Origin of the sequence: Tunicatimonas sp. (assembly GCF_049647865.1) — a bacterium.
Taxonomy (GTDB): Bacteria; Bacteroidota; Bacteroidia; order Cytophagales; family Cyclobacteriaceae; genus Tunicatimonas.
In genome coordinates, this window is record NZ_JBARYM010000306.1 from 1 (window position 1) to 5,449 (window position 5,449).

Consider the following 5,449-nt stretch of genomic DNA (forward strand, 5'->3'; position numbering starts at 1 on the left):
GATAAAAATTTGCGGGCAGCGGAGGCATTGATTACGGCTGACCATTCTTTCAAACTATACGTGAATGAGCAACTAGCGGCTGAAGGTAGCGATTGGCGAAAAGTAAAACAGGTCAGTTTAGAAAACCAATTACGTGCCGGTGAGAACGTGCTGGCGGTACAAGGTGAAAATGAAGGTAAAGTACCAAACCCTGCCGGACTCTTGTTCGCGCTGAAGTTATCGTACGATGATGGCACGCAGGATTACGTGGTCTCTGATGGCAATTGGAAAACGACTAATGCCCAACTTCAGGAGGGGTGGACTGCGCTCGATTTTGATGATATTGCCTGGGAACCCGTGAAAAAGTATAACTCAAAATATTGGGGTAAGCTCATTGGTTTTGACTTTGACCGGGAAGATGAACAAAGGTTTGCTCGGGCTTCTATGGTGGCACTCGATCCTTTTCAGAAAGCATTGGGGCGCCCATCGCGGGAAAACGTAGCTACCTCCCGAGAAGATCAGGCTACCTTACTCCAAGCGTTGGAATTAACGAATGGCGAGTTTTTCAATAGCATCATGCAGGAGGGAGCGGAAGCTATGCTGGCTAATTATGGCGATGACAGCGAACAACTAGTCAACCAACTGTACCTAAAATCTTTCGGACGAATGCCCACCAATGAAGAGCAAGGGTTAATGACCGAAGTGGTTGGTGCTGCCCCGGGAGTAGAAGAAGTGCAGGATCTACTGTGGGCCGTTGTACTATTGCCCGAATTTCAATTTATTAACTGATAACTCAATTGTCCAGTGGTTCGATGGCTCAATTGTTATTGCTTATGTAAACTTAAGAATTAACTCCGGTCTTCGGTTCCGGTGGGGAACTGCTCCCGTCTCCGGTCTTCCAACTTTAAGCTGTTAATATGAATGACGAATTTGCTCGAAGAGAATTTTTAAAGAAGATGGGCGCGGCTTCGCTATCGGCTATGTCGGTAGGATTACCCACCAGTAGTTTTCTTAGCTCGTGTAATTCAGCCGACAAGATGCCTTCCTCTATTGATACCGTAATTTTGCTGTGGATGGCCGGGGGCATGGCGCATACCGAAACATTTGACCCCAAAGCCTACGCTCCCTACGAAAAGGGACTCGATAGTCAGCGAGTGTTGAGTACCTTTCCCAAGGTGCCTACGGCAGTAGATGATCTGTTTTTCTCCAAGGGCTTGGAATCCATCGGCAGTGTGATGGATAAAGGCGCAATTATTCGCTCCTACCGGGCAGCAGACCTGGGCCATATTTTGCATACTCGGCATCAGTACCACTGGCATACCTGTTACGAACCACCTCAGTCGGTACAGCCCCCGCACATTGGTGCCTGGATTGCCAAAGAATTGGGACCAGTGAATCCAGTCATTCCTCCGTTCATTAGTATGGGACAGCGGTTTACGGTAGGAGAAGGGGAAGAGTTGAAGGCTTTTCATTCCGCCGGTTTTATGGGGGCTGAGTTCGGCCCCTTTCTAATTCCTGACCCTTCCAGTGGTCTGGATAGTGTAAAACCACCGCAAGGGATGTCCGTCAAGCGGTTTGAAGCTCGTAATAAGCTCTACCAAGAATTAGTGGAGCGTAGTCCGCTGGGAGAACAGGGTAGTGGATACCAAAAAGAGTCACTGATGCGATCAATGGAGCAAGCGTATCGGCTACTAAATTCCCCGGAAGCAAAAGTGTTTGATCTCAGTCAGGAACCCAAAGAAGTATTTGATATTTACAACACCGGCCGATTTGGTCAAGGTTGCTTACTAGCTCGAAGGCTCGCTCAGAAAGGTGCTCGATTTATCAGTGTGTCTACCGAATACGTGCCCTTCTTAGGTTGGGACACCCACGAAAACGGCCATACTCGCCTTGAAAAAATGAAAGCAACCATTGATCGTCCGATTGCCCAGCTTATTCGTGATCTGGATGAAAGTGGTCATCTGGACCGAACATTAGTAGTGCTGGCCAGCGAGTTCAGTCGCGATGCTATTCTGGAGGGGCGGCCCGGTGAAAAAGTGAAAGATCAAGTGCCGCAACCCGATCAGATCAACGACATGAAACACTACGGCATGCACCGCCACTTCACCGACGGCTGTTCTATTTTGATGTGGGGCGGAGGCATCAAAAAGGGGTTAGTTTACGGCAAGACTGCCGATGAACGCCCTTGTGCATCTACCGAGAAAACGGTAGTCATCGATCAAATTCATCAAACCATCTACCACATGCTCGGCATCCCTCCCCAGACACAGTACACCATTGAAGGCCGCCCGTTCTACACCACTCCCGACGGCCACGGAGAAGCCATACTGGATTTGTTGGCTTGACAAAAGCTACCTATGTTACCCGCAAGAATTTAATATTAAAACACTGCTTCTAAAATATTGCAGACTTGTATAAATTTAGTTAGAAAGCCTTTTTTGGCTAGCAAACAAATGAAAAATGTCTAAAGAGATAAGCAGGATAGCACAGGATATAATCACCAAGTAATTGAAGGAAATTGTATCTTTATGAATATCATAATCTGAATAGGTAAATTTCAGTAAATTGCACTATCTTTTCAGTAAAAATTACTTCCTCTACCTATGAATCTAAATTACGTTATTGTTCAGCTACTGATTTTAGGTTTTATCCTATTTAATCCAGTCATTCCTGAAGTAGCTAATCAGAAAAATCAAAAGGTATCCGTTGACAATTCTAAACTTGATAAACTCAAGCTACAAGATGGTTTTAAAGCCGAACATCTGTTTAGCCCTTCGGATAACGAGATGGGCTCTTGGGTATCTATGGCTTTTGATGACCAAGATCGGTTGATTGTCTCCGATCAGTACGGATCACTCTATCGCCTCAATGTTCCTGAGATTGGAGCGGAAGAGGTAACTCCGGAGATTGAAAAAGTGCGTATTGCATCGGACGATCCAGTAGCTGATTCCGTAGTGCAAATGGGCTACGCTCAGGGGCTACTATACGCTTTCAATAGCCTGTACGTGATGGTAAATCATCGATTAAAGGAAGGTGACGAAGATCAGGAGTTCGATAAGGGTAGCGGCTTGTACCGTTTACAGGATACCGACGGCGATGATGAATTTGATAAAGTAACGCTACTAAAGCAACTGGAAGGAGCCGGTGAACACGGCCCCCACAGTATTATTCCCTCTCCCGATGGCGAATCGCTCTACGTAATTGCCGGTAACCATACCGATCTGCCTGAAATGGATCACTATCGGTTGCCAAAAGTTTGGGAGGATGATAACCTATTTCCGCAAATCAAAGATCCCCGGGGACATGCCAACGACCGAGGTGCTCCCGGCGGGTGGATTGCTAAAATTGACCCGGCCGGTGAGCGCTGGGAGCTAATTGGTGCGGGATTCCGTAATCCTTTCGACATTGCTTTCAACGATGCGGGAGATATGTTTACCTATGATTCCGATATGGAGTGGGATTTAGGAATGCCTTGGTATCGGCCTACCCGTATCTGCCACGTGACCAGCGGTAGCGAGTTTGGCTGGCGAACCGGCAACGGCAAGTGGTCACCAGCTTACCCTGACAATCTTCCTCCCGTGCTTAACATTGGTCAGGGTTCACCCACTGGCGTAATCTACGGACGGGGCGCAGCTTTTCCTGAGAACTACCAACAAGCATTGTACGCCTTTGACTGGAGCTTTGGAATTATTTATGCTATTCACCTAACCCCCGAAGGTAGCACCTACCGGGGCGAGCGAGAAGAATTTGTATCAGGCATGCCACTGCCGCTTACCGATGGAGTCATTGGCCCCGATGGAGCGATGTACTTCATGACGGGTGGTCGCCGCCTAGATTCGGATTTATATCGAGTGTATTACGATGGTGACGTAGCGCAAGCTGATAACACTACGGCTGAGGTAAACGAGGCTAATCAACTGAGAAAGCAACTGGAAGAATATCATAAAGAAGGAGCTAGTGGTGGGGTAGAAGCTGCCTGGCCTAACTTGAACCATGAAGATCGTTTTGTGCGCTACGCGGCCCGTATTGCGGTGGAGCAACAGCCCGTAGACCAGTGGCAAGATAAAGTGTTGAATGAAAGCGATCCGATTACGCTAACCCAAGGCATAATCGCGTTAGCCCGGCATGGTGAATCGTCACTCGGTGAATCGTCTGTAAAAGATCAAATGCTAAATAAACTGACTCAGGTAGAGTACAGTCAGTTAGATGATCAACAACGAGTAGATTTGCTGAGGGCGTTTGAGCTTACGTTGGTTCGAATGGGTGATCCTGCTGATGAAGCCCGACAAGGGGTAATCGATTATTTAAGTGCTAACTACCCGGCCGATAATGAGATTATCAATGCTTCGCTCAGCAAACTACTGGTAAGCTTAGATGCCTCAAATGCGATTGAAATTACGCTAACGCTACTGGAAGAAGACGAAAGCCGAACACCGGAACAAGCCGAATCCGCTACCGAAAGCTCCGACCTGATTTTACGAAACCCTCAGTACGGACTAGACATTGCCCGGATGCTGAAGGATGTTCCACCCGCTCAGCAAACCTACTACGCTACCGTGCTCAGCGAACAACAGTCCGGTTGGACTCCCGAGCAGCGGGAGCGATACTTTAAGTGGTTCTACCGGGCCTTCGATTTTGAGGCGGGTAACAGCTACATCGGTTTTATCGATAAAGCCCGAAAAGAAGCTCTCACTAATGTACCCAAAGATAAGTTTGAGTATTACAACAATCTGTCGGGCGACTCGCTACTGGCTAACAACGGTCGGGATTTGGCGGACGTGCCCCGCCCTAAGGGTCCGCGACGAAACTGGAAAATTGATGAAGCCGTAGCGGCAGTAGACAGTCTCGGTATGCAGAGTGCCGACTTTCAAGTGGGAGCTAACATGTACGCCGCCACGCGCTGTCTGACCTGCCACAGCATGCGGGGCGAGGGGGGAATCATTGGTCCGGATTTAACTCGTCTGGGTACCCGTTTCTCTACCGCTGACATGATTGAGGCAATTATTAAGCCTAACGAGGCGATTTCTGATCAGTACGCTTCTACGGTGCTTTACCTCAATAATGGAAGAACGCTAGTAGGTAGAATTACCGATCAAGACGAAGATACGTACTACCTCTCGCAAAATCCGTTCGCGCCCGACTACATTCGGGAGGTACCTAAAGCAGAGGTGAAGGAAAGTAGATTGGCTGCTGTATCGGTGATGCCCCCTAACTTAATCTATCCGCTAAACGAAAACGAGTTGAGAGACCTGATCGCCTATCTAATGGCCGGTGGTGATGCCGACCATGAGATTTACCAAGAAGGAAGTGCTGCCGGGCAATAGAGAATCTTATTACTTATTCCGGTACCTACCAGTGCTGGACCTTTTTCACTCAACTTCTTTCTACCAGCAACCTTACCAACATGCCACTCAAGATTCAGATACTTCTACTGACGGTAAAGATTATTTTAATTAGTTCGGTACTCAGT

General features: G+C 47.9%; 3 protein-coding genes. All 3 read left to right on the plus strand.

The genetic code is table 11. The features are described 5' to 3' along the window. Nucleotides 1–768, plus strand: a 768-nt coding sequence (locus WBA23_RS09350; RefSeq protein WP_424582012.1) for a DUF1553 domain-containing protein, incomplete at its 5' end; no start/stop codon positions are given. Between the two features lie 128 nt (nucleotides 769–896). Continuing rightward, the gene (locus WBA23_RS09355; protein ID WP_424582013.1) at nucleotides 897–2,324 is read left to right on the plus strand and encodes a DUF1501 domain-containing protein; all 1,428 of its coding nucleotides are present in this window, start codon (nucleotides 897–899) and stop codon (nucleotides 2,322–2,324) included. Nucleotides 2,325–2,582: 258 nt separating this feature from the next. Further along, nucleotides 2,583–5,303, plus strand: coding sequence for a c-type cytochrome (locus WBA23_RS09360; RefSeq protein ID WP_424582014.1), 2,721 nt, complete (start codon nucleotides 2,583–2,585; stop codon nucleotides 5,301–5,303). Nucleotides 5,304–5,449 lie beyond the last annotated feature (146 nt).

Bases quoted from the DNA above. Each gene is read 5' to 3' on its own strand.
- WBA23_RS09355 (WP_424582013.1), top strand. From the start codon at position 897: ATGAATGACGAATTTGCTCGAAGAGAATTTTTAAAGAAGATGGGCGCG.
- WBA23_RS09360 (WP_424582014.1), top strand. From the start codon at position 2,583: ATGAATCTAAATTACGTTATTGTTCAGCTACTGATTTTAGGTTTTATC.